We start from the raw sequence: 26692 nt of genomic DNA, 5'->3' as shown, positions 1-26692 counted from the left end.
GAGAGGCGTTCCCGCCGGCGTGCCCCGCAGCCGCCTGCGCCGGCACCCCGTACGGGACGCCGACACAGGCGGCTGCGTCTGTGCCGGGCCTGTACCTACAGGGTGCGGGCCAGGCGGTCGGCGAGCAGCCGGGTGAAGCGGGCCGGATCGGGCAGGTCGCCTCCTTCGGCGAGCAGTGCGCTGCCGTAGACCAGCTCGGCGACCTCCGTGAGCGCGGGGTCGTCGGCGTCTGCGTTGTGTGCTGTGCGCAGGGCGGTGACCAGCGGGTGTGAGGGGTTGAGTTCCAAGATCCTCTTGACGGTGGGCATCTGCTGGCCCATCGCCCGGTACATCTTCTCCAGGGTCGGCGTCACGTCGTGGGAGTCGCCGACGATGCAGGCTGCCGAGGTGGTCAGACGTGATGACAGGCGGACCTGCTTGACCTGTTCGGACAGGGCGGTGGTCAGCCACGGCAGCAGGGCGGCGAAGTCCTCCTCGCGCTGGGCCTTGGCGGCGTCGCCTTCCTTCTCGCCGTCGGTGGACTCGCCGAGATCGACCTGACCCTTGGCGATGGACTGCAGGGGGTGGCCGTCGAAGGCCGAGACCCGGTCGACCCACACCTCGTCGACGGGGTCGGTGAGGATCAGGACCTCGTAGCCGTTCGCGGCGACGGCTTCCATGTGCGGGGAGTTCTCCACCATCGCGCGGCTCTCGCCGGTCAGGTAGTAGATGGTGTCCTGACCGTCCTTCATACGCTCGACGTACTCGCGCAGCGTGGTGGTCCTGTCGGGGTCGTGGGTGGAGGCTGCCGACACCAGCTGAAGCAGGGCATCGGTGTTGTCCGTATCCTCGACCAGGCCTTCCTTCAGGGCCCGGCCGAACTGCTCCCACACCTTCGCGTAGCGCTCGGTGTCCTTGGACTGCATGTCCTTGAGGGCGCCGAGGACCTTCTTGACCAGGCGTCGGCGCACGCCGTGAATCTGGCGGTCATGCTGGAGGATCTCGCGCGAGACGTTCAGCGACAGGTCGTGGGCGTCCACGACACCCTTGACGAAGCGCAGGTAGCTCGGCATGAGCGCTTCACAGTCGTCCATGATGAACACCCGCTTGACGTACAGCTGCACGCCGGGCTTGGTGTCGCGGGAGAACAGGTCGAAGGGCGCCTGCGAGGGGATGAACAGCAGCGCCTCGTACTCGAAGGTGCCTTCGGCGCGCATGTGGATCGTCTCGGCCGGGGGCAGCCAGTCGTGGCTGATCTGCTGGTAGAACTCGTTGTACTCGTCCTCGGTCACCTCGGTGCGGGGGCGGGCCCACAGTGCCTTCATCGAGTTGAGCGTGTCGGTCTCGCGGGTGGTCGCGCCATCATTGGCGGTGCGCTCGGTGGCCATGCGGATGGGCCAGCGGATGAAGTCCGAGTACTGCTTGACGATCTGACGGATCTTCGGCTCGGAGAGGTAGTCGGCGCGTCCGTCCTCGCTGTCGGCGGGCTTCAGGTGCAGGGTGACCGAGGTGCCCACGGGCAGGCCGTCGACGGCCTGGATGGCGTAGGTGCCCTCGCCGTCGGACTCCCACCGGGTGCCGGTGTCGGTGCCGGCCCGCCGGGTGCGCAGGGTGACCTTGTCGGCGACCATGAAGGCCGAGTAGAAGCCGACGCCGAACTGCCCGATCAGGTTCTCGGCGGTCGCGGCGTCCTTGGACTCCTTGATCTTCTCCAGGAGGCCGGCGGTGCCGGACTTGGCGATCGTGCCGATCAGCTCCACCAGATCCTCGCGCGTCATGCCGATCCCGTTGTCACGGACGGTCAAGGTGCGGGCTTCCGGGTCGACTTCCAGGGCAATGTGCAGGTCAGCCGATTCGATCTCGAGACTGGAGTCGGTCAGCGATTCCAGCCGCAGCTTGTCCAGGGCGTCGGAGGCGTTGGAGATCAGCTCGCGCAGGAAGATGTCCTTGTTCGAGTAGATCGAGTGAATCACCAGCCGGAGCAACTGGCGGGTCTCCGCCTGGAATTCCAGCGTCTCGACACTGCCGCTCATGTGGATCTCTTTCTGTGGGAACGTCATGAAGGGAATAGGAACAGGGCCGGGACGGGTCGTTGACCGTCACCGGCGTGGTTCGGCATGGGCCGGGCCACACCCACATGGTGTGCCTCTGCGTGGTGGGAGTCAGTCATCGCCAGGGGCGTGGCTGTGCGCCTGGGCGCCCAGGGCATCCAGGGATTCGACGAGGCCGGCGTGGCGGGCGTCGAGGTAGGGGCGGATGCCGGCCAGAGGGGCGATGAGGTCGGCTGCGTCGGCGGCGCCGAGAGCGGCATGCAGGGCATCCTGGGCCGAGCGCGCGTCGGGCGCGAGATGGGCGAGCGCGGCGATCTGCCCGGAGAGGCGGCGCAGGTCGGCGGCGTTGGCGCGGGCCCAGTTGGCGGTGGCGCGGTCGGCGGATCTGGCCTGACGGGTGGCCGCCACGCGCTGCTCGCCGGTGGTTCCGGCGGCGCCGGGGCGGCCGCGCAGGTAGCGGCGTTCGGCGGCCTGGCGGCTGGCGACACCGAGAGGGCGCGCAAGATCCGCCCAGCTGGCGCCCGCGCTGCGGGCGGTTTCGATCAGGCCGGTCTCCCAGCCGGCGAGATGCTCGCGCACCTGCCGCAGCAGCATCAGCGAGGCCAGCGCCTGCTCGGGGCCAGGGCCGACGGCGTCGGGAGACTTTTGCTGCGCGTCGCGCAGGGCGTCCTCCGTGGCGGCAAGGGCCGCCGCGGCGGCGATGAAGGACGCCGGGCTGGGGGCGCCGGTACTGGCCGCGTTCGGCTGGTCTGCTGCGTTCACGGCACCTCCCTCGTCTTGTCAGCGGGCCGACGACATCAGAATTGTCATCCATTGGACGACAAATGACAACGGGATCAGTGCAGCGCATCGGCAGCGACAGCTCGAACCTGCTGGAGGTGTTTCAGATGTTGATGCAGATGTTGATGGCAGATCCTGCTCCAGCTACCCGTCGGGGACGACGTCCTCCTCGGCCGTCCTCGCCGGATTCGGGCGTCAGCTGACCGGCGGCGAACGCGTCGGCTTGGCGCCTGCCTGCCCCTGGAGGGCGCACGCGTGGTGACCGCGCTAGCTCCCGGCCCGGCTCTGCGGGTGCGGAGCCCTCATGACTGTCCCTTCGGGGGCCGGAGGTGCCGACTGATGCCAGAGACCGTTGCTCGGTGTCAGTCGACCTCCTGGGCGCGTGTCCGCCAGAGGTCGTTCTGGGCACTGGTCTTCTCCCAGAGTCGGCTGATTCCATCCGGTCCGAGGTCTTCGAGCGGTACGAGAAATGTCTCCCGGAGTGTTGTGGCGAAGTCCTCGACGTTCGTGATGGTCCGGGAACTTCTGCCGTCCGCGCTGTACTGCCGCACCGTCCGCGACAGCAGCAGCGAGGTGTGCCCGGCAGTGGGCCGTGCGGTATCAGCGTGGTGACGTAGGGCGACTCCGGAGACGTGGAGAGGTCGTGCGAGCGGGCGGCGAAATCGGCGGGCTCGCGCGGCTGGAGGCGGAAGTCGTAGGAGACGATCGTCGCGCCCGGGTGGTGGTGGAAGCGCCAGGTGTCCGAGGCCAGTCGCTCCAGTCGGAAGGTGAACCTCCCTTGCGTCTGGGGCCCTTCGCGTAGGTGGAGCGGCTCTATGAACCCGTCTCCGATACCGGCGTCGGCAACCCATTGCCGGCCGTCGAGGTCGATGATCAGCGCATGGTGATTGCCCCACATCGCATCCCCACGAGCCTGGCGCATGACGCCGCCCTCGACCATCGACACCTCGAACCCGGCCAGGCGCAGCAACATGGCGAGGCCCGCGTTCTGTTCGTAGCAATAGCCACCGCGCCGCCGCCGTATGAGTTTGTCGAACAGCGCGTCGGGGTCGAGGCTGACCGGCCGGCCGAGCTGGATGTCGAGGTTCTCGTACGGCACCATGCGCCGCCAGCATCGGTGCAGGGCGAAAAGCGTCTCGCGGTCAGGCGTCACGCGGCCTCGGTGCCCAATCCGGTGCACCATCGCGTCAAGAGTCAGGGACACCGTCCGCGTCCCCCTTGACGTAGCGGGCGCGGACAGGCGGGCCACCGTCGAGACTTCGTCGTACCGGCTCGGCGCCCCGCGGATCACCGACCCCGCCGGCCGCCGCGGACAGCCGCACCACTTCAGCCGCGGCTCGCAGTACGGCCGCTCGCTCACCCGGACCGATGCCGTCCAACGCCACCACCACCAGTCCGCACATGCAGAGCACGCCTGCCACCAGCAACAGCCAGAAGCCGTTAGTCGGGTAGCCGGGTCACGGCAACGTGACCCGGCTACCCGACTTAACCGCGGTACGTCTCCAGCAGTCGCAGCCACACCTCGCTGATCGTCGGATACGCCGGGACCGCGTGCCACAGGCGGGCGATGGGGACCTCCCCCGCGACCGCGATCGTCGCCGAGTGCAGGAGTTCGCCGATGCCCGGGCCGACGAAGGTGACGCCGAGCAGGATCTCGCGGTCCAGGTCCACGATCATTCGGGCGCGGCCCCGGTAGCCGTCGGCGTAGAGGCCGGAGCCGGCGACCGAGGCGAGGTCGTAGTCGACGGCGCGTGCGCGGTGGCCCGCGCGTTCGGCCTCGGCGAGGGTGAGGCCGACGGACGCGGCCTCCGGGTCGGTGAAGACGACCTGGGGGACGGCCGTGTGGTCGGCGGTGGCCGCGTGGGCGCCCCAGGGAGCGGTCTCCAGGGGGCCGTTGCCGGCGCGGGCGGCGATCGCCGCGCCCGCGATGCGCGCCTGGTATTTGCCCTGGTGGGTCAGGAGGGCGCGGTGGTTGACGTCCCCGACCGCGTACAGCCAGTCCGTTCCCTCGACGCGGCAGCTGTCGTCCACGGTGAGCCAGGAGCCGGGTTCGAGGCCGATCGTCTCCAGGCCCAGGTCGTCCGTGCGCGGGGCCCTGCCGGTGGCGAAGAGAATCTCGTCGGCCTCGATACGGTCGCCGTCGTCCAGGTCGACGGTGACCGGGCCGTCCGGTGCGGGGCGGTGGACGGCCGTGACCGAGACGCCCGTACGGATCCGGGCCCCGGCCTCCGTGAGCGCGTCGGCGATCAGCTCGCCCGCGAAGGGCTCCATCTTCGGGAGCAGACCGCCGCCCCGGATCAGCAGCGTCACCTCGGAGCCCAGCGCCTGCCAGACGGTCGCCATCTCCACGCCCACGACTCCTCCGCCGACGATCACGAGCCGGCCGGGAGCCTCCTTGGCACTGGTGGCTTCGCGGCTGGTCCAGGGGCGGGCCTCCTCGATGCCGGGGAGGGTGGGGACCACGGCCCGGGAGCCGGTGCACACGGCGACGGCGTGCCGGGCCGTGAGCCGGTGCTCCGTGCCGTCGGGGGCCGTGACGGTGACCGCACGGGGGCCGGCGAGCCGGCCCGTACCCCGGTATACGTCCGCTCCGACGCTGTCCAGCCAGGCGACCTGGCCGTCGTCCTTCCAATGGCTCGCCTCCGCGTCCCGGTGGGCGAGTACGGCCTCCACGTCCAGGGGGCCTTGCACCGCGGCGCTCAGTCCCGGCACCCGGCGGGCGTCGGCGCGGGCGACGACGGGGCGCAGGAGCGCCTTGCTCGGCATGCACGCCCAGTAGGAGCACTCGCCGCCGACCAGCTCGGACTCCACCACCGCTGCGGAGAGCCCGGCGGCGCGGGCCCGGTCCGCCACGTTCTCCCCCACCGGACCTGCGCCGATGACCACTACGTCGTACTCGGAGTGCTCGGAGTTCTTCCCTGCGTCAGTCATGGAAACAGTGTCCTCGCGGGTGTGCGCCCCGGCCACATGGGCAGGCGGAATAGCGCAAGTGCAGTCACCGTTGTGCCGGACAGGACCGTCTGGACTCCACCGGCAGAGGAAGAGGTATCCCCCGTATGAGCACCGTCGAGCTCACAAAGGAAAACTTCGATCAGGTCGTCAGCGACAACGATTTCGTTCTGATCGACTTCTGGGCTTCCTGGTGCGGCCCCTGCCGGCAGTTCGCGCCGGTCTACGACTCGGCCTCCGAGCGCCACCCCGACCTCGTCTTCGCCAAGGTGGACACCGAGGCGCAGCAGGAGCTGGCGGCGGCCTTCGAGATCCGTTCCATTCCCACGCTGATGATCGTCCGCGACAACGTCGCGGTCTTCTCGCAGCCCGGTGCACTGCCGGAGGCTGCCCTGGAGGACGTCATCGGGCAGGCCCGGAAGCTGGACATGGACGAGGTCCGCAAGTCCGTCGAGGAGCAGAAGCGGGCGGCCGAGGCGGGCCAGGGGCAGCCGGAGGCCCCGTAGTCCGGCCCGTCCGGCGCACGGCACGACCCTGGGGCCCTGACCGACACCGTGGAGACGGTGTATGCGGTCGGGGCCCTCGGTCGTGCCCGAGGGCGGGCGTCGAGCCAGGGTTCTCCCGCCCTGCCCCCCTCCTCGCTCTCTCGCCTTCTCGCTCTCGCTCTCAGGACGCGGGGCGCTCTCCCTCGGCCCCGGCTACGCGGACCGACATGCCGTAGTCCAGTTCCTCGCCGTCGATGAGCACGGCCTCCACCGTCCGGGTCTCCGGGTCGACGTCCGCTTCCATGCCCTCGCCCGCGTACCGGGGGTAGCCCGAGGCCCCCGTCTCGCCGGTGGCGGCGACGACCGCGGACCGGATCGGCCGGCCGGGGGCTCCGGTCCGCGTCCTGCTGTGGTCGGGGATCAGGAGGAGCTCGTAACTCTGCGGGTGGCTCATGCCTCCGACGCTAGACATCCGGCGTGCGTCGCGCATGTCGTCGCGCCGGAGGCGGTCAGCTGGATTCCCGGTGCACGGCGCTGGTGCGGAGCAGGTCCTGATGGACCGGTGGTCCGCCCGGGTGCTGGACCATGCGGTCGATCGTCTCGGCCAGCGGCTGCGGCATGGCGAGCTCCATCCGGACCGTGCTCAGCCGGGGACGCAGCAGCCGGCCGATGAGGGAGTCGTCGGCGCCGATCACCGCCGTGTCGGCGGGCACGGCCACCCCAGCGTCCTGGAGGGCCCGCATCAGCAGCATGGCGTACTCGTCGTTGTACGCGAACACCGCGTCCAGTCCCAGTTCCGGCCAGCGGGCGGCCAGCTGGTGAGCGGACTCCTCCTCGTACCGCAGCGGGAGGGGGCACACGCGGGCCCCCGCCGGTTCGGCGACGCGACGTGCCCCGATGAGGCGGGGTTCGGAGAAGGGCACCCGGCCCGGTTCCTGGGGCATGACCACGCCGATGTGGCGACGGCCGCGGGCCAGCAGGTGTTCCACCGCGCTGGCGCCGACCTGGCGTTGGTCCATGACCAGGCCGTGCGCTCCGGCCACCGGGCCGGGGCCCAGGGTGATCACCGCCTTGGCCCCGGAGCGGGTCAGGATGCCCGTGCCGTGGGGGGTGAGGGCGATGCCCGGCGGTACGACGACGGCGACGGGTCGCAGTTCGGCCCAGGCCGTGGCCGCCTCGTCGGCGGTGAGACCGACGCTGCCGTACTGGACGACGGTGTAGTCCAGGCGGCGCAGCCCGGACTGGAGTTCCTCGAAGAAGTACTGGTGCAGTGGTCCCGCCGGTATGTGACCGGAGGGCAGCAGGACCATACGGCTGTGTCCGGCGCGCAGGCTGCGGGCAGCCGCGTGCGGAACGTAACCGAGCTGGAGGGCTGCCTCCCTGACCCGGCGTCGGGTGGGTTCGCTGATCCGGACGGTGGCGTTGTTGTTCAGTACGTACGACACGGTGGCCCGGGACACTCCGGCGAGGCGCGCGACATCGGCGCTGGTCGGAACGGAGACTTCGGCGGGCTGCTTGGGTAACTGGCTCATGGCGTCGGGCAGTCTTCCAGACCCGTGGGAGTGGGTTTCGGCCCGGGGCCCGCAGCTCCGGTCACGGTGGCCGGAACGCCGCCCCGCGGCCCCGGCCCGACGCCCCGCTCCCGGGATCGGGCGGTGAAGGTTCTACGGTGTTGCGATGACGTTCCACGACAGCGCGTACCGTTCCGACAACCCCTTTGACGTGCCCGGCAGCAGCGGGCCGACCGCCACGACGGAGGCCGACACCGACGACGTGGGGCCCGTGAGTACCTCCTACGCCCCCGATCGCGACGGCGATCCCGACCCAGGTGAGATCGTCTGGACCTGGGTGCCTTTCGAGGAGAACGACGGGCGGGGGAAGGACCGGCCGGTGCTCGTCGTGGCCCGCGAGGAGGCGGGCACGCTGCTCGCCGTCCAGCTCTCCAGCAAGCAGCACGACCGGGAACACGAGTGGGTGGCGCTGGGCGCGGGCCCCTGGGACAGCTCGGGGCGGCCGTCCTGGGCGGGCCTTGAGCGAGTGCTGCGGGTCCACGAGGACGGGATGCGCCGGGAGGCGTGCGCCCTGGACCGGGAGCGGTTCGACCGGGTCGCCGGGCGGCTGCGCGAGCGGTACGGCTGGAGCTGAGCGGCGAGGCGGCGGGGAGCGGTGTGGACGCGGCGGGGGGCGGCGGCGCGGTGGGCGGTGGTGAGGCCCGCCGGGCGCGGTCCGGACGCCGGTCCCCGGGTCAGATGAAGGTCCGGGCGAAGGCGGCCCGGACGGCGGACTCGGGGTCTCGGTCCAGGATCCCGAAGACGATCTGCTCGAAGTGGCCGCCGAACCGGCCGCCCTCGCCGAGCAGCGCCCGGAACGCCTCCGCCACCTGTGCCGGATCGTTCTGGAAGACCCCGCAGCCCCAGGCCCCCAGGACCAGTCTGCGGTAGCCCCGTACGGCCGCGACCTCCAGCACCCGTTCGGCGCGGGAGGCCAGCGCCGCCGGGACACGGTGGGCCTCCTCGGGCGTCTGCCGCTGGATCACCCCGGCGTTGGGCGCGGGCGAGGTGAGGAAACCGACGGTGTACGGGGCGTCCAGGAAGGCGCCGCGGTCGTCGCGGAAGACCGGCACCCCGGGCGAGTGGATCACCCGGTCGGTGTAGAAGGCGCTGCGTTCGGCGCGGTGGTGCGCGTAGTACTCGGGGGCGCGCAGGAGGGTCGCGTGGAGGGCCGAGCCACGGCACAGGGCCTCCTCCTGGGCCTGCGCGCCGTTGAGGTAGCCGCCGCCGGGGTTGCGGGCCGAGGCGTAGCTGAGGACGGCGACCCGGCCGGGTGCCTCGCCGGTCATCCGGCGGGCCGCGGCGAGGCTGCTCTCGCCGGTGACCTCGAAGCGCGGGGTGCGGTCGGTGTCCAGGGCCGCGACGGGCACCGGGTCCGGCCCGTAGAGCCTGGTTCCGGACAGCGCGGCGGCGACGGCCCGTGCGATGGACACGTCCTGACCTGCCACGTTGCGATATGTCCCGGCCTCGACGACCGCTTCCGTCCCGCGCGCGATACCGCGCAGCCGCGCGCTCACCGGCGCTCCCCCGTGTGATGCATACGGGGCATGCTGACGGGGGACCCGGCCTGGGCGCAACCGGATTCTTCTGGCTCGGGGGCACCCTTGTGCGATCTCCGGGTACGGGTTTGGCTGGTAGGTAAGCAGCTGAGAAGGAGGCTCCCATGGGCTTGGACATTCCCGGCGCAACCGGCTCGCGCCCGGACGCCGCCCCCCTCGACGAGAGCGGGGCAGAGGATTTACTGCGCGGCATATGTTTCAAGACGGGCCCGCCTCGAATCGTCGGGGTGGAACTCGAATGGCTCATCCACGACCGGGAACGACCTGACCTTCCGGTCGGCCAGGCACGGCTGGACAGCGCCGTCGAGGCGGTCCGCGCACTGCCGCTGAGCGCGGCGCTGACGTTCGAGCCGGGCGGTCAGCTGGAGCTCAGCTCGCAGCCCGCCGGCTCCCTCATGGAGTGCGTCGACACCACGGCGGCCGATCTGGCGGCGGTCCGCGCCACGCTCGGCGCGGCGGGGCTCGCACCGGTCGGACTCGGCGTCGACCCGTGGCAGGCGCCGCGCCGCAGGCTGCGGGAGCCCCGCTACGAGGCGATGGAGGCCGCGCTGGACCGTACGGGGCCGGCGGGGCGGGCGATGATGTGCACCTCCGCGTCGGTCCAGGTCTGCCTGGACGCGGGCGAGGAGGAGCCGGGGCCGCTCGGTTACGGGCGGCGCTGGCAGCTCGCGCACCTCCTGGGCGCGGTGCTGGTGGCCGCGTTCGCGAATTCGCCGTTCCAGCAGGGCCGCCGGACCGGCTGGCGCTCCACCCGGCAGTCCCTGTGGGCCGATCTGGACCCGGGCCGGGCCCTGGCGCCGGGTTCCGGGCGCGCCCCGCGCGAGGCCTGGGCCGCGCACGTGCTGGACACGACCGTGCTGTGCATCCGGCGCGAGGAGGGCCCCTGGGACGTGCCGGAAGGGCTGACCTTCCGTGAGTGGATCCGTACCGGATCGCCCCGGCCGCCGGTGCGGGCCGATCTCGACTACCACCTCACCACGCTGTTCCCTCCGGTCCGGCCGCGCGGTCATCTCGAACTGCGCATGATCGACGCGCAGAGCGGGCCCGACGGGTGGCTGGTGCCGCTCGCCGTCGCCACAGCCCTGTTCGACGACCCGGAGGCCGCCGAGACCGTGTACCGCACCGTGAAGCCGCTGGCCGAGACGGCGGGCTCACCGGCCCCACGCAATCCGCTCTGGACCGCGGCCGCCCGCGAAGGGCTCGCCGACCCGGAGCTGCGGGCCGCGGCCACCGCCTGTTTCGGGGCGGCGCTCCCGGCGCTGGAGCGGATGGGAGCGAGCGGGGCGGTGCGCGACACCGTGGCCGCCTTCACCGACCGCTACGTCGCCCGGGGTCGATGTCCGGCCGATGACCTGCCCGAGCCCGGCGACCTGACCGGGCGGAGCCTGGCGGCCGATCAGAGCGTGCTGACCGGTCCGAGCCTCCTGAGCGGTCCGAGCCCGCTGGGCGATCACACCCCGCCGCGTCCCGGAAAGGCGGCCTCCGCATGACCGAGCACCGTGAAGACACCCGGCACCGCGAGCACTCCGACGCCTTCGATCCGGCCGGCTCCACCGCGTCGACCGGCTTCCCCGTCGTACCCGGCGTCGATCCGGAGGCGCTGCGGCGGCGCGCCCTCGACGCGCTGCTGTCCGCGCGCGAGCGCACCGCGCTGCTCACCGACAGTGTGGACGACGGCGAACTGACCGCTCAGCACTCCCCGTTGATGTCGCCGCTGGTCTGGGACCTGGCACACATCGGCAACCAGGAAGAGCAGTGGCTGCTGCGCGCCGTCGGCGGCCGGGAGGCACTGCGCCCGGAGATCGACGGACTCTACAACGCCTTCGAACACTCCCGCGCCTCGCGCCCCTCGCTGCCGCTGCTGGCACCGGCCGAGGCCAGGACGTACGCCTCCGACGTACGGGGGCGGGCACTGGACCTGCTGGAGGGCGCACCGCTGCACGAGGGCGGGCGCCCGTTGGAGCGCGCCGGATTCGCCTTCGGCATGATCGCCCAGCACGAACAGCAGCACGACGAGACCATGTTGATCACCCATCAGCTGCGCGCGGGCCCCGCCGCGCTCACCGCGCCCGCGCCGCCCCCGCCCGTCGATGCCGAGGCGCTCGGGGACGACGTCCTGATTCCCGGGGGCCCGTTCACGATGGGGACCTCCGCCGAGCCGTGGGCCCTGGACAACGAGCGGCCCGCGCACCGGTGCGACGTGCCGGCGTTCCGTCTGGACGCCTCGCCGGTCACCTGTGGCGCCTACCTCCGCTTCATCGAGGACGGCGGGTACGGTGAGAGGCGCTGGTGGGCGCCCGAGGGCTGGGCCATGGTCCGTGAACACGGCCTGACCGCACCGCTGTTCTGGCGGCGGGAGGCGGGACAGTGGCTGCGCCGCCGGTTCGGGGTGACCGAGCCGGTGCCGGAGGACGAGCCGGTGCTGCACGTCAGCTGGTACGAGGCGGACGCGTACGCCCGCTGGGCGGGGCGGCGGCTGCCCACGGAGAGCGAGTGGGAGAAGGCCGCCCGCCACGACCCTGCCTCCGGCCGCTCCCGGCGCTACCCGTGGGGCGACGAGGACCCGACGCCGGAGCGGGCCAACCTGGGGCAGCGCCACCTGCGGCCAGCACGGGCCGGCGCGTATCCGGCGGGCCGTTCGCCCGCCGGGGCCGGGCAGTTGATCGGCGATGTGTGGGAGTGGACCTCCAGCGACTTCCTGCCCTATCCGGGGTTCGTGGCGTTTCCCTACCGCGCGTACTCGGAGGTGTTCTTCGGGCCGGGGCACAAGGTGCTGCGCGGCGGCTCGTTCGCCGTGGGCGAGGTCGCCTGCCGGGGCACCTTCCGTAACTGGGACCTTCCGGTGCGGCGGCAGATCTTCTCCGGATTCCGCACCGCGAGGGTCGCCTGATGTGCCGTCACATCGCCTATGTGGGCGAGCCGGTGGCGCTCGGCGATATCCTGCTACGGCCTCCGCACGCTTTGGTGCGGCAGTCCTGGGCGCCCCGCCGCCAGCGTTACGGCACGGTGAACGCGGATGGTTTTGGGGTCGGTTGGTACGCGGACGGGGACCCGGTGCCCGGACGCTATCGCCGTCAGGGACCGATATGGGGTGACGAGACGTTCACCGATCTGGCCCGGGTGGTCCGCAGCACCGCGCTGCTCGCCGCCGTACGGGATGCCACCGAGGCGGGTGCGGACGGGGAGGCCGCGGCCGCGCCGTACACCGCCGGGCGGCAGTTGTTCAGCCACAACGGGATGGTGCGGGGCTGGCCCGGCTCACTCGCCGACGCGGCCGCCACCCTGCCCGCCGAGAGGCTCCTGTCGCTGGCCGCCCGCAACGACTCGGCGCTGATCTGGGCGCTGATCCGCCGCCGGACCGACGCCGGGGACGATGTGCCGCGCGCCGTCGCGGAGACCGTGCGGGAGGTCGCGGCCGCCGCGCCCGGCTCCCGGCTGAATCTGCTCCTCACCGACGGGGAGACGATCACGGCGACCGCCTGGGGCGACACCCTCTGGTACCTCACGACACCGGGCCACCGCACCGCGGTCGCCTCGGAGCCGTACGACGACGACCCGCTCTGGCGCGAGGTCCCCGACCGCACGCTGCTGGTCGCGACCTCCACGGACGTCCTGCTCACCCCGCTCAAGGAGCCCACCGCGTGAGTCCTTTCCTGCTGACCCGCACCCTGCCGGTGGACGCGACGGACGCGGCGCTGCGCGCCGACGTCCTCAGCGGCCTGACCCGGCATCCCAAGACCCTGCCGCCGAAGTGGTTCTACGACGCCCGCGGCAGCGAGCTGTTCGAGGAGATCACCCGGTTGCCGGAGTACTACCCGACCCGCGCGGAGCGGGAGATTCTTCAGGCGCGGGCCGAGGAGATCGCCGCGGCGTCGGGCGCCCGGACGGTGATCGAGCTGGGCTCGGGGTCGTCCGAGAAGACCCGTCATCTGCTCGACGTGCTACCCGAGTTGCACAGTTACGTCCCCGTGGACGTGAGCGAGAGCGCGCTGACGGGGGCGGCCGAGTCGCTGCTCGCCGAGCACCCGGGGCTGTCCGTCCACGCGCTGATCGCGGACTTCACCGGGGGCCTGGCCCTGCCGGGGACACCGGGGCCCCGGCTGGTGGTGTTCCTGGGGGGCACGATCGGCAATCTGTTGCCGGAGGAGCGGGCGGCGTTCCTCCGGTCGGTGCGCTCGCTGCTCTCGCCCGGTGACGCGCTGCTCCTCGGCACGGACCTGGTGAAGGACGAGGAGACGCTGGTGGCCGCGTACGACGACGCGGCCGGGGTGACGGCAGCCTTCAACAAGAACGTCCTCAACGTCGTCAACCGTGAGCTGGGGGCCGATTTCCCGCTCGACGACTTCGATCACCTCGCGGTGTGGAATCCGCGGGAGCGGTGGATCGAGATGCGGCTGCGGGCCCGCCGGGCGCTGAGCGTCAAGATCCGGGAGCTGGACCTGGTGGTGCCGTTCGAGGCCGGTGAGGAGCTGCGTACGGAGGTGTCGGCGAAGTTCCGGCAGGAGGACGTCCGTGAGGAGCTGACCGCCGCCGGTATGCGGCTGACTCAGTGGTGGACGGACTCGGCGGGGCGGTTCGCCCTGTCGCTGGCCACGGCGGTCTGACGGGGCCGGAGGGGGCCTTGGGGTTCGAGGACGGCTGCTCGTGCTCTGCGGGCCAGGGCGCGGCGGCCGTCCTCGCCGTCCACGGGGATCGGCGCGAGGACGTCGATCCGGGCGGTGAGCCCGGCCGCCCGCACCACCCGCCACAGGGAGGCGGTGAGCGGGTCGGACCCGACGAACGCGACGGCGCCCGCGGCCGGTCCGGAGCGGTGCTCCGCGGTGCCGTAGGCGATGCGGACCGGCCGGACCGTCGCACCGGCGTCGATCGCCGCCTGGAAGACGGCGGGCCGGAAAGCGCCGCCGTCCCGTCCGCACCAGGTGCTGCCCTCGGGGAAGACCACGACCCGGGAGCCGGAACGCAGGGCCGCGGCGACGGCCCGTACGGCGGCGGGCAGGGCGCGCAGCCGGTCGCGTTCGATGAACAGGGTGCCGCCGAGCGCGGCGAGGGGGCCGAGCAGGGGCCAGCGCCGGATCTCGCTCTTGGCGACCGTCCGGCCGGGCAGTACGGAGGCGATCAGCGGGATGTCGAGCCAGGAGATGTGGTTGGCGACGACGAGTTCGCCGCCCGTGGCGGGTTCCGGAGCGTGCCGCCGCACGGTGACGCGTACGCCGAAGGCCCGGGGGACGGCGCGCGCCCAGCGCCGTGTCAGTCGGCAGCGCGGGACGGGCCCGAGCAGCTGTACCAGCGGGACGCACGCCACCCCCAGCAGGACCAGTCCGCAGCCGGCCAGCAGCAGGAGGGCGGCAGGCAGCGGAGCGCGTACGGCTCCGGTGTGCCGGGCGCAGCCGTCCGGGGTGCAGGGGGCGACGGGCAGCCAGAGGCTCATCGCAACGGGGCCAGGGAGAGGAAGTGGCGCAGGTAGCGCGGGTCGGTGCGGCGCAGCGAGAGCAGGACGTACAGGTCGGCGACGTTGAAGTCGGGGTCGTACGCCGGGGCTCCGCAGATCTGGGCGCCGAGCCGGAGGTAGCCGCGCAGCAGGGGCGGGAGGTCCGCCCGGGAGCCGGCTTCCGTGCCGTGCGCGGAGGAGTCCCAGAGGCGGTGCGGGGTGACCCAGTACTTCTCCGGCGCGAGGTGGTTCGCGCGTACGGTGTTCCAGCTCCGGGCGGCGCTCGCGCCGCCGTCGGCCAGCGGGAGGGAGCAGCAGCCCGCGATCCAGGTGTGGCCGGTGCGCTCCAGGTAGCGGGCGAGTCCGGCCCAGACGAGGGCGATGACCGCGCCGTCGCGGTGTGCGGGGTGGACGCAGGAGCGCCCGACCTCGACGAGGTCGTCGCGGATCGGGGCGAGCCGGGTGAGGTCGAACTCGCTCTCCGCGTAGAGGCGTCCGGCGATCCGGGCCCGGTCCGGCGGCAGCAGTCGGTAGGTGGCGACGACGTCCCCGGTGGCGGTCTCACGGACCAGCAGGTGATCGCAGTACGCGTCGAAGACGTCGCTGTCCAGGCCGGGTTCGGGCCCTTCCAGCCGGGCTCCGAGTTCCCCGGCGAACACGAGGTGGCGCAGGCGCTGGGCCGCGCGTATGTCTTCCTGGCAGGTGGCGAGGGTGACCCGGTAGGCCGGTTCCGGGGCGCCGGCGGGGCCGGAGGCCGGGGCGGAGGCGGGGAGCGGGGCGGAGGCGGGGAGCGGGGCGGAGGCGGGGAGCGGGGCGACGGGCAGCACGGTCATGGCGGTCTCCGGGGACGGAAGAGTGAGGGGGCGCTGCCGGGCTGTCGCGGGGTGCGACGGCCCGGCCCCTTACTTCTTCCGTCACCGGCTGGATTCGACGTGACCGCTGTGGGGAGCGGGGATGTGCGACGGCTGAATCCCCAGGGACACGCTGCCCCGGGGACGCCGTGCCGTGTGGGCTTCGTGTCGTGTGGACTCCGTATCGCGTGAACTCCGTATCGCGGGGACTCCGTATCGCGTGAACTCCGTGTCGCGTGGACTCCGTCAGGGAGGGATCAGCCGCTGCCGGCGAGCATGGCGGTGATGCGCTCGGATGCGGCCTTGGCCTCGCGGGCCGGGTCGCCGCCCTCGAGCACGGCCGTCATGTAGGGCTTGATCGGGTTCTCCGCCTCGACCCTGGCCCACTGGGGCGAGTTGGGGGTGGCGCGGCCGCGGGTGGCGCCTTCGGCCATCGCCGCGGTGCCCTCGTCGCCCTCGATGACATGGGCGAGGCTCGGCTTGTTGGGGACGTAGCTCATGCCCCGGGCGAGCTCCGTCTGCCACTTCTCGCTCGCCAGCGCCTTGACGACGGCGATGCCGGCGGTGCGTTCGTCGGCCTTCTTCGGGACGATGAGGTCGGAGCCGCCGGTGAACACCGAGCCGGGTGCTTTCGAGGACTTGCCGGGAATGGGGAAGTAGCCGAGCTTTCCCTTGAGTTCGGGGTTCTTCTGCTCGATGAGCGCGGCGCTGCCCGGAGTCGAGATGATCTGCGCGACGTCGCCCTTGGCGAAGACGTCGGTCTGCGGGGGCTTCTCCTCGTCGGCGTCCGTGGGTCCGTCGCCGAGCGCCTGGAGTTCCTGGTAGAACTCCATGCCCGCCAGGGCCTCCGGAGTGTCCAGGGCGCCCTGCCAGTCGCCGCCGTTCTCGTCGGCGAGTTCCCCGCCCTCGTCCCAGATGAAGCCGGCGAGCACGTACCAGTTCTGACCGGCCAGGTAGATGCCCTGGTTGCCCGCCCCGTTGAGCTTCTCGGTGGCGGCGATCCACTCGTCGCGCGTCTTCGGGAGGGAGTCGACGCCCGCCTCCTCGAAGATCTCCTTGTTGTAGATCACCACCCGGTTGGCCGCGTACCAGGGGATGCCGTACTGCACGCCGTTGATGCTGCCGGGCTGGGCCAGGCCGGGCAGCCAGTCCTCGCTGCCCAGGTCGCGCATCGATTCGAGGGTCAGATCGCGCAGGCCGCCGCTCTCCGCGTACTGCGCGACCTGCGTGTTCCCGACCTCGATCACGTCCGGGGCGTCGTCGCCCTCCAGCGCGGAGAGAACCTTGGGTCCGATGCCGCTCCACTCCTGGATCTTGAAGTCCAGCTCGATCGAGGGGTTCTCCTCCTCGTACGAGCGGGTGAACTTGTCCAGGAAGCCGGGCGAGACGCTGTCCTTCATCAGCCAGACCGTCACCGTGCGGTCACCGCTGCCCGAGCCCGGTATGAAGCCGCATCCGCCGAGTGCGACGGACGAGACAAGCGCGATGGCTCCGGCCAGTATGCGGTTCTTCACGTAGTCACCTTCTGCGAAACGGCACGACGAAATCGGGACCCGGTGTGGGGGGATTGCGGGCGGCGCTCGCACGGGTGGTTGGCTGAATTTTGGTATGGACCAATCAGTAGGTCAAGGCGGACACCCGCCCCGATTCACCCCATCCTCCCCCTCGCGGGAGGCCTCGGATTGAGGCAACGTGGTCACAGGAGAGGAGACAAACAATGGCAAATCACACCTATCGGGTCACCGAGATCGTAGGAACCTCCGAGGAGGGCATCGACGAGGCAATCCGGAACGGCGTCGCAAGAGCGGCGGAAACGTTGCACAATCTCGATTGGTTCGAGATTAATCAAGTTCGGGGCCATATCGAAGATGGCCGAATCGCGCACTACCAGGTCGGCCTGAAGGTGGGCTTCCGGCTCGACGAAAGCGCCTGATCAGGTACGCCCCTCGCGTTCCTGGGCATCTTTCAGCGCCGCCGATGGGTCGGCCCAGCGGGCTCGCACCACAGTAAATCCGGCCACCTGGGCCGCATCGCAGACCAGCTCGTCGTCGTCCACGAGCATGCGCACCTGCCCCTTCCGCCCCAGCTGCCGGAGGATGTCCAGCTTCGTCCGGCGTGCGGGGCGACGGTCGTCGTTGCGCCGCATGAACAGCGTGCCCTCGGGCAGTCCCTGACGGCTCAGCCAGCGCACCGTGTCGCGTCGGCACCGCTCGGGGCGTCCGGTCAGATAGACGATGCGGCACTCCTCGGCGCTCGCGAGCACCATGCGTACGCCCTCCGCGAGCGGGGGGTCGTCCACGGCCGCGGCGAAGAAGCCGGCCCAGTCGCGCTGCGGGCCTTCCAGGAAGTGCTGCCGGTGGGCGGTGTCCGCGAGCGTGCCGTCCAGGTCGAATACGGCCAGCGGCCGTGCGTCGTTGTCCACTCCCCCAGCTTAGGAAGCGCGTCGGCCCCCGGCGTCGGCCGCCGTCGCGCGGAGATCCTGGGAGAGCCGCGGCGTTCGCGGGAATCCTGGGAGAGCGGCGGTGTTGAAGGGAGCGTGAGCTCTGTGATCGCCTCGACCCGCTTCTCCGTCCTGGACCGTTCCCGCACCCGTGAGGGGCACGACGCCTCCCGGGCGCTGCGCGACACCGTCGACCTGGCCCGGGAGGCGGAGGCGCTCGGCTTCCACCGCTTCTGGGTCTCCGAGCACCACGGCGTGCCGGGGGTCGCGGGGTCCGCGCCGACGGTGCTGGCCGCCGCCGTCGCCGCCGCGACCTCCACCATCCGGGTCGGCACCGGCGGGGTGATGCTGCCCAACCACCGGCCGCTGGTCGTCGCCGAGCAGTTCGGGGTGCTCGCCTCCCTCTTTCCCGGCCGAATCGACATGGGGCTCGGCCGCTCCGTGGGGTTCACCGACGGTGTCCGCCGGGCGCTGGGCCACGGCAAGGAGGACGCCGAGGACTTCCCCGGCCGGCTCGCCGAACTGCTCGGCTGGATCGACGGCACCCAGGGGGCCCACCCCGGGGTGCACGCCCGTCCGGCGGAGGGCCTGCGCATCCCCGCGTACGTCCTGGCGATCGGGGAGGGCGCGTCGGTCGCCGCGGCCGCCGGGCTCCCCCTCGTCATCGGCGATCTGCGCGGCCGGGAGAAGGTGCTGCGCGCCATCGAGGTCTACCGCCGCGACTTCCGCCCCTCCGCCCGCGCCGAGCGGCCCGAGGTGATCGTCGCGGGCACGGTGGCCGTCGCCGGCACCGAGGAGGCGGCCCGCCGACTGCTCGTACCGGAGGCATGGGCCATGGCGTACTCCCGTACGCGCGGAGACTTTCCGCCGCTGGCCCCGGCCGAGCGCGTCGAGGCCCTCGCCATGACGGCCAAGGAACGGAGGCTGTACGAGCGGGGGCTGGACGGCCATGTCCACGGCACCGAGGACCAGGTGGCAGGTCAGCTGGAGCGGGCGATCGAGGAGACCGGGGCGGACGAGGTGCTCGTCACGACCAGTACGTACGACCGGGAGGGTTTGGTGGACTCGCTGCGGCGGCTCTCCCGGATCGTCCGGCCCCGGGACCGGGCCGACGAACGGGTCCCGCTGCGGAGCCTCGACGTCCGATAGCCGCCGGACGCGCCCGCGAGGATCGGGAACGCTGGGAGGCATGACGCACTCTCCCACGACGGACTCCCGGACGGTCCTCACCGCCATGTACACGGCCGAAGCACGCTATCTGGCGGCCGGCGGACCGGGCACGGCCTCCTTCGACCTCCTGGCGCCCTGGTTCGCACCCGATGTGGTCCTGCATCAGGCGGCTGGGCTCCCGTACGGCGGAGTCTGGCGCGGGCATCTCGGCATGGAGCGGTTCTTCCGGGCGATGAGCGACACCTGGTCCGAGTTCGAGCTGGTGGAACAGGACTTTCTGGCCACCGGGGAGACCTCGGTGGTGCGCACGATCGTCCGCGCCGTGTCCCGGGCGACCGCGCGGGAGCTGACGTTCCCCATCCTGCAGACCCTCACCGTCCGGGACGGCCGGATCACCGAGGTGCGGCCGTTCTACTGGGACACCGAGGCCGTCACCCGTGCCTGCACACCGTGAGGCGCGGCGCCGGATCCCGGGGGCCCGCCGTCGGCGCCGACGCCTAGAATCGGACTGTTTGTCCCACCAGGCGTCAGAACCGACCCGTACGGAGCCGAGCCCCATGCACTCCCCCCACGATCCGTACGTCCGCGTGCGCGGCGCCCGCGAGCACAACCTCAAGAACGTCCGGGTCGACATCCCACGCGACACCCTGACCGTGTTCACGGGCGTGTCCGGGTCCGGCAAGTCCTCGCTCGCCTTCGGAACGATCTACGCGGAGGCCCAGCGCCGCTACTTCGAGTCCGTGGCCCCCTACGCCCGGCGACTGATCCATCAGGTGGGCGCGCCCGCCGTCGGGGAGATCACCGGGCTGCCGCCCGCCGTCTCGCTGGAGCAGCGGCGCTCCGCCCCGGGGGCCCGGTCCTCCGTCGGGACGGTGACGACGCTCTCCAACTCGCTGCGCATGCTCTTCTCCCGTGCGGGCGACTATCCGCCGGGGGCCGAGCGGCTGGACTCGGACTCCTTCTCCCCCAACACCGCTGTCGGGGCGTGCCCGGAGTGCCACGGGCTCGGCCGGATCCACCGGACGGACGAGGAGCTGCTCGTCCCGGATCCCTCGCTGTCGATCCGGGAGGGTGCGATCGCCGCGTGGCCCGGGGCGTGGCAGGGCAAGAACCTCCGCGATGTGCTGGACGCGCTGGGCCACGACGTCGACCGGCCGTGGCGCGAGCTGCCCGAGAAGGACCGGGAGTGGATCCTGTTCACCGACGAGCAGCCGGTGGTGACGGTGCATCCGGTGCGGGACGCGGGACGGATCCAACGCCCTTACCAGGGCACGTACATGAGTGCACGGCGCTATGTGCTGCACACCTTCGCCGATACCAAGAGCCGGGCCCTGCGGGCGAAGGCGGAGCGCTTTCTGACCAGCGCCCCGTGCCCGGTGTGCGGCGGGAGCCGGCTGCGGCCGGAGGCGATGGCGGTGACCTTCGCGGGGCGGACCATCGCGGAGCTGGCCGGCCTGCCGCTGTCCGCACTGGCCGAGGTCCTGTCCGGCGCGGGGGCGGGCGGCGAGGAGACGGCCCGGGTGCTGACAGGCGATCTGCTGGCGCGGATCGGGACGGTGACGGAGCTGGGGCTCGGCTATCTGAGCCTGGACCGGACGGCCCCGACGCTGTCCTCGGGCGAGCTGCAACGTCTGCGGCTGGCAACGCAGTTGCGGTCGGGGCTTTTCGGCGTCGTCTACGTCCTCGACGAGCCGTCGGCCGGGCTGCACCCGGCGGACACCGAGGCGCTGCTCGGGGTGCTGGGCCGGCTGAAGGAGGCCGGGAACTCGGTCTTCGTGGTGGAGCACCAGATGGACGTGGTGCGGCGGGCGGACTGGCTGGTGGACGTGGGTCCGCTGGCCGGCGAGCACGGCGGGCGGGTGCTGCACAGCGGGCCGCCCGAGGGCCTGGCCCGGGTGCCGGAGTCGGCGACGCGGCGGTTCCTGTTCGAGGAGGGGCCCGCGCCCGTACGGGAGCCGCGGGCGCCGAGCGGGTGGATCCGGCTCTCCGGCGTGGAGCGGCACAACGTGCGGGGCGTCGACGCGGCGTTCCCGCTCGGGGTGTTCACGGCGGTGACCGGGGTGTCCGGCTCGGGCAAGTCGACCCTGGTCGGCCAGGTGCTCGCCGGGGTACTGGCGGACCGGCAGGCGGGCGAGGAGCCCGGGCCGGGTGCCCGGTACTGCGCGGCGGCCACCGGTCTGGAGGCGGTGGACCGGCTCGTCCAGGTCGACCAGAAGCCCATCGGCCGTACACCCCGGTCCAATCTGGCCACGTACACCGGCCTGTTCGACGCCGTGCGGAAACTCTTCGCGGGGACGGACGCGGCGCGGGAGCGGGGGTACACGGCGGGGCGGTTCTCGTTCAACGTGAGCGGCGGGCGGTGCGAGACCTGCCAGGGCGAGGGGTTCGTCTCGGTGGAGCTGCTGTTCCTGCCGAGCACCTACGCGCCCTGTCCGGACTGCCACGGCGCGCGGTACAACCCGGAGACCCTGGACGTCACGCTGAACGGCCTGACGATCGCTCAGGTCCTGGAGCTGACCGTGGAGTCGGCGGCGTCGTTCTTCGCCGGGACGCCGGCCGCCGAGCGCGCGCTGACCACCCTGCTGGACGTGGGCCTCGGCTATCTGCGGCTCGGTCAGCCCGCCACGGAGCTGTCCGGCGGCGAGGCGCAGCGCATCAAGCTGGCGGCGGAGCTCCAGCGCACCCGGCGCGGGCACACGCTGTATCTGCTGGACGAGCCGACGACGGGGCTGCATCCGGCCGATGTGGAGGTGCTGATGCGGCAGTTGCACTCGCTGGTCGACGCCGGGAGCACGGTGGTGGTCGTGGAGCACGACATGGCCGTGGTGGCGGGCGCGGACCATGTCATCGACCTGGGGCCCGAGGGGGGTGACCGGGGCGGCCGGATCGTCGCGTCCGGCACCCCGGCGGAGGTGGCGCGCGGAGCGGGGAGCCGTACGGCGCCGTATCTGGCGAAGGCGCTGCGGCGCTGAGCCGACGGCGGACATGACGTCGATCCCGTACGGCTCCGGAACCGTACGGGATCAACGCCCGGGATCAACACCCGTGTCAGCGGCGGACCTTGCGGGTCGCCCGCAACCACTCCTTGTTCATCGCGGCGATCGAGGGCAGCGGGATGCCCTTGGGGCAGGCCGTGGCGCACTCGCCGGTCAGGGTGCAGCCGCCGAAGCCCTCGTCGTCCATCTGGGCCACCATGTCCAGGACGCGGGTCTCGCGCTCGGGTGCGCCCTGCGGCAGGACGTTGAGGTGGTTGACCTTCGCCGAGGTGAACAGCATCGCCGAGCCGTTGGGGCAGGCGGCGACGCAGGCTCCGCAGCCGATGCACTCGGCGTGCTCGAAGGCGAAGTCGGCGTCCGGCTTGGGCACCGGGGTGGCGTGGGCGTCCGGGGCGGTGCCGGTGGCGGCGGAGATGTAGCCGCCGGACTGGATGATCCGGTCGAACGAGGAGCGGTCCACGACCAGGTCCTTGATGACCGGGAAGGCGGAGGCCCGCCAGGGCTCGATGTCGATCGTGTCGCCGTCGGCGAAGGACCGCATGTGGAGCTGGCAGGTGGTGGTGCGTTCCGGGCCGTGGGCGTCGCCGTTGATGACGAGGCTGCACGCGCCGCAGATGCCCTCACGGCAGTCGTGGTCGAAGGCGACCGGCTCGTCCCCGGCGAGGGTGAGTTCCTCGTTGAGGGTGTCGAGCATCTCCAGGAACGACATGTCGGCGGAGATGCCGTCGACTTCGTAGGTGGCCATGGCGCCGGGCTCTTCGGCGTTCCGCTGGCGCCAGACGCGCAGGGTGAGCTTCATGCGTAGCTCCGCTGGGTGGGGTGGACGTACTCGAAGACGAGGTCTTCCTTGTGCAGGACAGGGGCGCCGCCGGTGGCGGTGAACTCCCAGGCGGCGGCGTAGGAGAACTCCTCGTCGCGCCGCTCGGCCTCGCCGTCCGGGGTCTGGGACTCCGTGCGGAAGTGGCCGCCGCAGGACTCGGCGCGGTGCAGGGCGTCGAGGCACATGAGCTCGGCGAGCTCCAGGTAGTCGACGATGCGGTTCGCCTTCTCCAGTGACTGGTTGAACTGTTCGCCGGTGCCGGGGACCTTGATGCGGCGCCAGAACTCCTCGCGGATCTCCGGGATCTTCGCGAGCGCCTTGCGCAGACCGTCCTCGGTGCGGGCCATCCCGCAGTACTCCCACATGAGTTCACCGATCTCGCGGTGGAAGGAGTCGGGGGTGCGGTCGCCGTCGACGGAGAGCAGCAGGTTGATCCGGTCCTCGGTCTCCGCCACGGCCTCCGCGACGGCGGGGTGCGCCGCGTCCACGGTGTCGGTGTGCGGATTGCGGGCGAGGTAGTCGTTGATCGTGGAGGGCAGGACGAAGTAGCCGTCGGCGAGGCCCTGCATCAGGGCGGAGGCGCCGAGGCGGTTGGCCCCGTGGTCGGAGAAGTTCGCCTCGCCGATGGCGAAGAGGCCGGGGATGGTGGTCTGGAGGTCGTAGTCGACCCAGAGGCCGCCCATCGTGTAGTGCACGGCGGGGTAGATCCGCATGGGGACCGTGTAGGGGTCCTCGTCGGTGATCCGCTGGTACATGTCGAAGAGGTTGCCGTACTTGGCTTCGACGGCCTTGCGGCCCATCCGGCCGATGGCCTCGGCGAAGTCCAGGTAGACCCCTTGTCCGCCGGGGCCGACGCCGCGCCCCTCGTCGCAGACGTTCTTGGCGGCGCGGGAGGCGATGTCGCGCGGCACCAGGTTCCCGAAGGCGGGGTAGATCCGCTCCAGGTAGTAGTCGCGCTCGTCCTCGGGGATCTGGTTGGCCGGGCGGTCGTCGCCCTTGGCCTTGGGGACCCAGATGCGGCCGTCGTTGCGCAGCGACTCGCTCATCAGCGTGAGCTTGGACTGGTGGTCGCCGGTGCGCGGGATGCAGGTGGGGTGGATCTGGGTGAAGCAGGGGTTGGCGAAGTACGCGCCGCGTCGGTGCGCCCGCCAGACGGCGGTGGCGTTGGAGTTCATGGCGTTGGTCGACAGATAGAAGACGTTGCCGTAACCGCCGGTGGCCAGGACGACCGCGTCGGCGAAGTAGGTGTCGATCTTCCCGGTGACCAGGTCGCGGGCGACGATGCCGCGCGCCTTGCCGTCGACCACGATCAGGTCCAGCATCTCGGTGCGGGCGTGGAGTTCGACGCCGCCCGACGCGATCTGTCGGGACAGCGCCTGGTACGCGCCGAGGAGGAGCTGCTGTCCGGTCTGGCCGCGCGCGTAGAACGTACGGGAGACCTGGACGCCGCCGAAGGAGCGGTTGTCGAGGAGGCCGCCGTACTCACGGGCGAAGGGGACGCCCTGGGCGACGCACTGGTCGATGATCTCCACCGAGATCTGCGCCAGCCGGTGGACGTTGGACTCCCGGGCGCGGAAGTCGCCGCCCTTGACGGTGTCGTAGAACAGCCGGTGGATGGAGTCGCCGTCGTTGCGGTAGTTCTTCGCGGCGTTGATGCCGCCCTGGGCGGCCACCGAGTGGGCGCGCCGGGGTGAGTCCTGGAAGCAGAACTGGACGACGTGGTAGCCCTGTTCGGCGAGTGTGGCGCCGGCCGCTCCGCCGGCCAGACCGGTGCCGACGACGATGACGGTGTGTTTGCGCCGGTTGGCGGGGTTCACGAGTTTCGCTTGGAAGCGGCGGGTGTCCCAGCGTTCGGCGACGGGGCCCTCGGGGGCCTTCGTGTCGACCACGGGCTCGCCCGTTGCGTACTGCGTGTAGTCGGGCATATCAGCTCACCACTCCGGTCATGACGGCGACGGGTACGGAGATGAAGCCCACCGTCAGCACTGCCGCGAGGAGGTTGGCGAGGGTCTTCAGGATGCGGTCGCGGGTCGCGTTGCCGACGCCCAGGGTCTGCGCGGCGCTCCAGAAGCCGTGCTGGACGTGCAGGCCCATGGCGAGCACGGCGACGATGTAGATGACGTTGCCGTACCAGGTCGAGAAGGTGTCGATGACGTTCTGGTAGGGGTGCCCGGCCTCGAAGCTGGTGTGCACGGTGCCGGTCGTCAGGTCGAGGATGTGCCAGACGATGAAGAGCGCGAGGATGATCCCGCCCCAGCGCATGGTCCGGGTGGCGTAGCTCGCCCGGGGCTTCTTGTGGACGTACTTGGCCGGGCGCGCCCTGATGTCGCGCCGGCTCAGCTGGTACGCGGAGACGCCGTGCAGCACGACGGCCGCGACCAGCCCCACCCGGACGAGCCACAGCGCCCACTCGTAGTGCAGTACCGGTTCGCCCATGGTGCGGAGCCAGTGGGCGTACCCGTCGAACTCGTCGGGTCCGAAGAAGATCTTCAGGTTGCCCACCATGTGGGCGACGAGATATCCGAGCATGACCAGACCGGTCACGGCCATGATCGTCTTCTTGCCGACGGTCGAGTTCCAGAGCGTACGCGTCATCGACGGCCGTCGGTCCGTCCGCGTTGCCAATGCCATGGACACGACGATAGGGGCGAACGGCCCAATCAGTCCAAGACATGGTCTGGCTCATCTCCATAGGCATTCGCTATCGACAGTCGGTAGGGTCGAACGGTGCACTTCCAACAGCTCACCTACTTCGTGGCCGTCGCCGAGGCCCGGCACTTCACCCGGGCCGCCGAGGCGGTGCATGTGTCGCAGCCCTCGCTCTCCCAGCAGATCCGGGCGCTGGAGACGGAGTTGGGCGCTGATCTGTTCAGCCGGGCCCGGGGCAACATCGCGCTCACCGACGCGGGCGAGGCACTGTTGCCGCTCGCCCGGCGGATCCTCGCCGACGCCGAGACGGCCCGGCAGGAGGTCCAGGAGCTGGTCTCGCTGCGCAGCGGCCGGGTGCGGCTGGGGGCGACGCCGAGCCTGTGCACCGGGCTGCTGCCGGACATGCTGCGCGCCTTCCACGACCGGCATCCGGGGGTGCGGCTGCTGCTGGAGGAGGGCGGCTCGCACGACCTGGTGCGTCAGCTGGCGCGGGGCGCGCTCGACCTGGCGCTGGTGGTGCTGCCCATGCCGGCCGCCTCCCCCGCGCTGACCACGGTGGAACTGCTGCACGAGGACCTGGTGGTGGTGTCCTCGGCGGCGGAGCCGCCCCCGGGGCGGGGCGGCCGGATCCGGATCGCGGATCTGGAGGGGGCGCCGCTGGTGATGTTCCGGCACGGGTACAACCTGCGGGAGCTGACCGTGGCCGCGTGCCGCGCGGAGGGCTTCGAGCCCACGTTCACCGTCGAGGGCGGCGAGATGGACGCGGTGCTCGGTTTCGTACGGGCGGGGCTCGGCATCGCCGTGGTGCCGAGCATGGCCGCCGCCCGGGCGGGCAGCGACCTGCGGAGGACTCCGCTGGCCGGGGCCGGGCTGCGGCGTACGATCGCCCTCGCGCACCGCAGCGACGTGGCTCCGCCCCGGGCCGCGCGCGAGCTCCAGCGGATGCTGCTGGAGCACCGGCCGGCCTCGGGCTGACCGGCCGGGC

The 26692-nt window shown here is 71.7% G+C and carries 25 protein-coding genes; 11 read left to right on the top strand and 14 right to left on the bottom strand.

Going from position 1 to position 26692, the window contains the following annotated elements; translation table 11 throughout:
• Positions 1-95: 95 nt before the first annotated feature.
• The 4 genes from htpG to ACIQRW_RS02380 form a co-directional block, all read right to left on the bottom strand.
• Positions 96-2012, bottom strand: coding sequence for a molecular chaperone HtpG (htpG, locus tag ACIQRW_RS02395; RefSeq protein WP_403753209.1), 1917 nt, complete (start codon positions 2010-2012; stop codon positions 96-98).
• A 129-nt stretch (positions 2013-2141) separates the two neighbouring features.
• Positions 2142-2792, bottom strand: coding sequence for a type III effector protein (locus ACIQRW_RS02390; protein ID WP_403753206.1), 651 nt, complete (start codon positions 2790-2792; stop codon positions 2142-2144).
• A gap of 121 nt (positions 2793-2913) precedes the next feature.
• Positions 2914-3912: an arylamine N-acetyltransferase gene (locus ACIQRW_RS02385; protein ID WP_403753204.1), complete on the bottom strand. Its 999-nt coding sequence runs from the start codon at positions 3910-3912 to the stop codon at positions 2914-2916.
• Positions 3913-4295: 383 nt separating this feature from the next.
• A complete protein-coding gene (locus tag ACIQRW_RS02380; protein ID WP_403753201.1) occupies positions 4296-5741 on the bottom strand; it encodes a dihydrolipoyl dehydrogenase family protein in 1446 nt (481 codons plus the stop codon).
• Between the two features lie 125 nt (positions 5742-5866).
• Between ACIQRW_RS02380 and trxA the strand changes: the two genes are divergently transcribed.
• Positions 5867-6265 (top strand): thioredoxin, encoded by a 399-nt coding sequence (trxA, locus tag ACIQRW_RS02375; protein ID WP_018955724.1) that lies wholly within the window; start codon positions 5867-5869, stop codon positions 6263-6265.
• Positions 6266-6425: 160 nt separating this feature from the next.
• Here trxA and ACIQRW_RS02370 read toward each other — a convergent pair whose 3' ends face one another.
• Both ACIQRW_RS02370 and ACIQRW_RS02365 read right to left on the bottom strand, forming a co-directional pair.
• Complete coding sequence (locus ACIQRW_RS02370) at positions 6426-6698, bottom strand: hypothetical protein (protein ID WP_007451487.1); 273 nt, start codon at positions 6696-6698, stop codon at positions 6426-6428.
• 55 nt (positions 6699-6753) lie between these two features.
• Positions 6754-7776, bottom strand: a complete 1023-nt coding sequence (locus tag ACIQRW_RS02365) for a LacI family DNA-binding transcriptional regulator (protein ID WP_403753198.1) — start codon at positions 7774-7776, stop codon at positions 6754-6756.
• A gap of 145 nt (positions 7777-7921) precedes the next feature.
• Between ACIQRW_RS02365 and ACIQRW_RS02360 the strand changes: the two genes are divergently transcribed.
• A complete protein-coding gene (locus ACIQRW_RS02360) occupies positions 7922-8389 on the top strand; it encodes a type II toxin-antitoxin system PemK/MazF family toxin (protein ID WP_403753195.1) in 468 nt (155 codons plus the stop codon).
• Between the two features lie 100 nt (positions 8390-8489).
• Here ACIQRW_RS02360 and ACIQRW_RS02355 read toward each other — a convergent pair whose 3' ends face one another.
• The gene (locus ACIQRW_RS02355; protein ID WP_403753193.1) at positions 8490-9311 is read right to left on the bottom strand and encodes a TIGR02452 family protein; all 822 of its coding nucleotides are present in this window, start codon (positions 9309-9311) and stop codon (positions 8490-8492) included.
• A gap of 146 nt (positions 9312-9457) precedes the next feature.
• Between ACIQRW_RS02355 and egtA the strand changes: the two genes are divergently transcribed.
• The 4 genes from egtA to egtD are packed head-to-tail and all read left to right on the top strand — an operon-like array spanning position 9458 to position 13957.
• Positions 9458-10843: an ergothioneine biosynthesis glutamate--cysteine ligase EgtA gene (gene egtA / locus ACIQRW_RS02350; RefSeq protein ID WP_403753190.1), complete on the top strand. Its 1386-nt coding sequence runs from the start codon at positions 9458-9460 to the stop codon at positions 10841-10843.
• Positions 10840-12243 (top strand): ergothioneine biosynthesis protein EgtB, encoded by a 1404-nt coding sequence (gene egtB / locus ACIQRW_RS02345; protein WP_403753187.1) that lies wholly within the window; start codon positions 10840-10842, stop codon positions 12241-12243. The genes egtA and egtB overlap by 4 nt, the downstream gene beginning before the upstream one ends.
• Positions 12243-12998 (top strand): ergothioneine biosynthesis protein EgtC, encoded by a 756-nt coding sequence (egtC, locus tag ACIQRW_RS02340; RefSeq protein ID WP_403753184.1) that lies wholly within the window; start codon positions 12243-12245, stop codon positions 12996-12998. The genes egtB and egtC overlap by 1 nt, the downstream gene beginning before the upstream one ends.
• The gene (gene egtD, locus ACIQRW_RS02335) at positions 12995-13957 is read left to right on the top strand and encodes an L-histidine N(alpha)-methyltransferase (protein ID WP_403753182.1); all 963 of its coding nucleotides are present in this window, start codon (positions 12995-12997) and stop codon (positions 13955-13957) included. The genes egtC and egtD overlap by 4 nt, the downstream gene beginning before the upstream one ends.
• On the opposite strand, the gene ACIQRW_RS02330 is transcribed toward egtD, so the two are convergent.
• From ACIQRW_RS02330 to ACIQRW_RS02320, 3 genes are all read right to left on the bottom strand, one after another.
• A complete protein-coding gene (locus tag ACIQRW_RS02330) occupies positions 13900-14781 on the bottom strand; it encodes a lysophospholipid acyltransferase family protein (RefSeq protein ID WP_403753179.1) in 882 nt (293 codons plus the stop codon). The two genes, egtD and ACIQRW_RS02330, sit on opposite strands and share 58 nt — an antisense overlap.
• The gene (locus ACIQRW_RS02325; RefSeq protein ID WP_403753176.1) at positions 14778-15614 is read right to left on the bottom strand and encodes a GNAT family N-acyltransferase; all 837 of its coding nucleotides are present in this window, start codon (positions 15612-15614) and stop codon (positions 14778-14780) included. Before ACIQRW_RS02325 ends, ACIQRW_RS02330 begins: the two co-directional genes overlap by 4 nt.
• A 275-nt stretch (positions 15615-15889) precedes the next feature.
• The gene (locus ACIQRW_RS02320; protein ID WP_403753173.1) at positions 15890-17146 is read right to left on the bottom strand and encodes an extracellular solute-binding protein; all 1257 of its coding nucleotides are present in this window, start codon (positions 17144-17146) and stop codon (positions 15890-15892) included.
• 203 nt (positions 17147-17349) lie between these two features.
• Between ACIQRW_RS02320 and ACIQRW_RS02315 the strand changes: the two genes are divergently transcribed.
• The gene (locus ACIQRW_RS02315; RefSeq protein WP_018955713.1) at positions 17350-17565 is read left to right on the top strand and encodes a dodecin; all 216 of its coding nucleotides are present in this window, start codon (positions 17350-17352) and stop codon (positions 17563-17565) included.
• On the opposite strand, the gene ACIQRW_RS02310 is transcribed toward ACIQRW_RS02315, so the two are convergent.
• Positions 17566-18054, bottom strand: coding sequence for a hypothetical protein (locus ACIQRW_RS02310; RefSeq protein ID WP_403753170.1), 489 nt, complete (start codon positions 18052-18054; stop codon positions 17566-17568).
• Positions 18055-18168: 114 nt separating this feature from the next.
• Here ACIQRW_RS02310 and ACIQRW_RS02305 point away from each other — a divergent pair, with 114 nt between their 5' ends.
• The 3 genes from ACIQRW_RS02305 to uvrA all read left to right on the top strand — a co-directional run bounded on the left by ACIQRW_RS02305 (position 18169) and on the right by uvrA (position 22214).
• Positions 18169-19221, top strand: a complete 1053-nt coding sequence (locus ACIQRW_RS02305; protein ID WP_403753167.1) for an MsnO8 family LLM class oxidoreductase — start codon at positions 18169-18171, stop codon at positions 19219-19221.
• Between the two features lie 40 nt (positions 19222-19261).
• Positions 19262-19696 (top strand): nuclear transport factor 2 family protein, encoded by a 435-nt coding sequence (locus ACIQRW_RS02300; protein WP_403753165.1) that lies wholly within the window; start codon positions 19262-19264, stop codon positions 19694-19696.
• A gap of 103 nt (positions 19697-19799) precedes the next feature.
• Positions 19800-22214: an excinuclease ABC subunit UvrA gene (gene uvrA / locus ACIQRW_RS02295; RefSeq protein ID WP_403753163.1), complete on the top strand. Its 2415-nt coding sequence runs from the start codon at positions 19800-19802 to the stop codon at positions 22212-22214.
• 76 nt (positions 22215-22290) lie between these two features.
• Here the strand turns inward: uvrA and ACIQRW_RS02290 are convergent, their stop codons facing one another.
• The 3 genes from ACIQRW_RS02290 to ACIQRW_RS02280 are packed head-to-tail and all read right to left on the bottom strand — an operon-like array spanning position 22291 to position 25653.
• A complete protein-coding gene (locus ACIQRW_RS02290) occupies positions 22291-23037 on the bottom strand; it encodes a succinate dehydrogenase/fumarate reductase iron-sulfur subunit (protein ID WP_007451460.1) in 747 nt (248 codons plus the stop codon).
• A complete protein-coding gene (locus ACIQRW_RS02285) occupies positions 23034-24983 on the bottom strand; it encodes a fumarate reductase/succinate dehydrogenase flavoprotein subunit (RefSeq protein ID WP_403753159.1) in 1950 nt (649 codons plus the stop codon). Before ACIQRW_RS02285 ends, ACIQRW_RS02290 begins: the two co-directional genes overlap by 4 nt.
• A gap of 1 nt (position 24984) precedes the next feature.
• Entirely contained in the window at positions 24985-25653 is a 669-nt protein-coding gene (locus ACIQRW_RS02280) for a succinate dehydrogenase (protein WP_403753478.1), read from the bottom strand.
• A 132-nt stretch (positions 25654-25785) separates the two neighbouring features.
• Here ACIQRW_RS02280 and ACIQRW_RS02275 point away from each other — a divergent pair, with 132 nt between their 5' ends.
• Complete coding sequence (locus ACIQRW_RS02275) at positions 25786-26682, top strand: LysR substrate-binding domain-containing protein (RefSeq protein WP_361330402.1); 897 nt, start codon at positions 25786-25788, stop codon at positions 26680-26682.
• Positions 26683-26692 lie beyond the last annotated feature (10 nt).

The organism is Streptomyces sp. NPDC091287, assembly GCF_044768525.1.
Taxonomy (GTDB): Bacteria; Actinomycetota; Actinomycetes; order Streptomycetales; family Streptomycetaceae; genus Streptomyces.
The sequence above is the reverse complement of the archived record's forward strand: the minus strand, read 5'-3'. Positions and strand labels throughout refer to the sequence as shown.

Excerpts from the sequence above, each read along its gene's own strand:
- htpG (WP_403753209.1), bottom strand. The coding sequence starts at position 2,012 with ATGAGCGGCAGTGTCGAGACGCTGGAATTCCAGGCGGAGACCCGCCAG.
- ACIQRW_RS02385 (WP_403753204.1), bottom strand. The coding sequence starts at position 3,912 with ATGGTGCCGTACGAGAACCTCGACATCCAGCTCGGCCGGCCGGTCAGC.
- ACIQRW_RS02380 (WP_403753201.1), bottom strand. The coding sequence starts at position 5,741 with ATGACTGACGCAGGGAAGAACTCCGAGCACTCCGAGTACGACGTAGTG.
- trxA (WP_018955724.1), top strand. The coding sequence starts at position 5,867 with ATGAGCACCGTCGAGCTCACAAAGGAAAACTTCGATCAGGTCGTCAGC.
- ACIQRW_RS02370 (WP_007451487.1), bottom strand. The coding sequence starts at position 6,698 with ATGAGCCACCCGCAGAGTTACGAGCTCCTCCTGATCCCCGACCACAGC.
- ACIQRW_RS02365 (WP_403753198.1), bottom strand. The coding sequence starts at position 7,776 with ATGAGCCAGTTACCCAAGCAGCCCGCCGAAGTCTCCGTTCCGACCAGC.
- ACIQRW_RS02360 (WP_403753195.1), top strand. The coding sequence starts at position 7,922 with ATGACGTTCCACGACAGCGCGTACCGTTCCGACAACCCCTTTGACGTG.
- egtA (WP_403753190.1), top strand. The coding sequence starts at position 9,458 with ATGGGCTTGGACATTCCCGGCGCAACCGGCTCGCGCCCGGACGCCGCC.
- egtB (WP_403753187.1), top strand. The coding sequence starts at position 10,840 with ATGACCGAGCACCGTGAAGACACCCGGCACCGCGAGCACTCCGACGCC.
- egtC (WP_403753184.1), top strand. The coding sequence starts at position 12,243 with ATGTGCCGTCACATCGCCTATGTGGGCGAGCCGGTGGCGCTCGGCGAT.
- ACIQRW_RS02330 (WP_403753179.1), bottom strand. The coding sequence starts at position 14,781 with ATGAGCCTCTGGCTGCCCGTCGCCCCCTGCACCCCGGACGGCTGCGCC.
- ACIQRW_RS02325 (WP_403753176.1), bottom strand. The coding sequence starts at position 15,614 with ATGACCGTGCTGCCCGTCGCCCCGCTCCCCGCCTCCGCCCCGCTCCCC.
- ACIQRW_RS02315 (WP_018955713.1), top strand. The coding sequence starts at position 17,350 with ATGGCAAATCACACCTATCGGGTCACCGAGATCGTAGGAACCTCCGAG.
- ACIQRW_RS02300 (WP_403753165.1), top strand. The coding sequence starts at position 19,262 with ATGACGCACTCTCCCACGACGGACTCCCGGACGGTCCTCACCGCCATG.
- uvrA (WP_403753163.1), top strand. The coding sequence starts at position 19,800 with ATGCACTCCCCCCACGATCCGTACGTCCGCGTGCGCGGCGCCCGCGAG.
- ACIQRW_RS02290 (WP_007451460.1), bottom strand. The coding sequence starts at position 23,037 with ATGAAGCTCACCCTGCGCGTCTGGCGCCAGCGGAACGCCGAAGAGCCC.
- ACIQRW_RS02285 (WP_403753159.1), bottom strand. The coding sequence starts at position 24,983 with ATGCCCGACTACACGCAGTACGCAACGGGCGAGCCCGTGGTCGACACG.
- ACIQRW_RS02280 (WP_403753478.1), bottom strand. The coding sequence starts at position 25,653 with ATGACGCGTACGCTCTGGAACTCGACCGTCGGCAAGAAGACGATCATG.